This window comes from Petrotoga miotherma DSM 10691, assembly GCF_002895605.1.
Lineage (GTDB): Bacteria > Thermotogota > Thermotogae > Petrotogales > Petrotogaceae > Petrotoga > Petrotoga miotherma.
The window spans coordinates 1-1,062 of sequence record NZ_AZRM01000058.1 but is presented as its reverse complement, the minus strand read 5'-3'; the positions used below and the strand labels follow the sequence as shown (position 1 = coordinate 1,062).

Sequence of the window (1,062 nt, the reverse complement as noted above, 5' to 3'; positions counted from 1 at the left end):
AGGTTGTTGTGCGGTTAACGTGGAGCCTGCTGTCTGGGTATGAAATTTCAATTTCATTGCCTTTTCATCCGTCACACCGAATCGCTCTTTCATAATCTTTGCCCATAATTTTCTAGCTGCCCTAAATTTTGCCACTTCTTCTAAAAAGTTGTTATGTGCGTTAAAGAAGAATGAAAGGTTCCTTCCAAATTCATTTGGATCTAAGCCAGCTTTAATTGCCGCCTCGACATAGGATATTCCATCTGCCAATGTAAAAGCTACTTCTTGAACCGCATTAGCACCCGCTTCTCTAATATGATAACCACTGATACTTATTAAGTTAAATTTTGGAAGATTTTTGCTTCCGTAATCAAAAATATCTACTATCAACTTCATAGATTCTTTAGGTGGAAAGATGTAAGTGCCCCTTGCTATGTATTCTTTTAAAATATCATTCTGAATAGTGCCTCTGAGTTTTTCATAAGGGACACCTTGTTTTTTTGCAATAGTCATTAACATTGCTAATAAAATCATCGCAGTTGAGTTGATAGTCATTGAAACACTCACCTTATCCAAAGGGATGCCATCGAAAAGAATCTCCATATCTCTTAATGAATCTATTGCTACACCAACCTTTCCCACTTCCCCTTCAGACATGGGATCGTCTGAGTCAAACCCTATTTGTGTTGGTAGATCAAAAGCTATGGATAAACCTGTTTGGCCTTGTTCTAATAAGTATTTATATCTTTTGTTTGATTCTTCTGCAGATCCAAATCCTGCATATTGCCGCATAGTCCATAACTTACCACGGTACATGGTTGGTTGTACACCTCTGGTGAAAGGATATTCACCAGGAAATCCTAAATCTTTAATGTAATCTAAGTTTTCTATATCTAAAGGTGTGTAAAGCCGTTCAATCTCATCTTCATATGAGGTAACAAATTCCTGTTTTCTCTCTGGAAAGCGGCTTAAGGTAGGTTCTAATTTTTTCTCTTTCCATTCTTTTTTTGACTTTTCTATTTCATGGATTTTCTCTCTTTCAAACATAGGAATTTCCTCCCACAATAAATTTTTTAAAATATT

General features: G+C 36.1%; 1 protein-coding gene. It reads right to left on the bottom strand.

Features of this window, described 5'->3' with window-relative positions:
* On the bottom strand, positions 1 to 1,026 hold a 1,026-nt coding region (locus X928_RS09090; RefSeq protein ID WP_245857224.1), incomplete at its 3' end, for an acyl-CoA mutase large subunit family protein.
* Positions 1,027 to 1,062 lie beyond the last annotated feature (36 nt).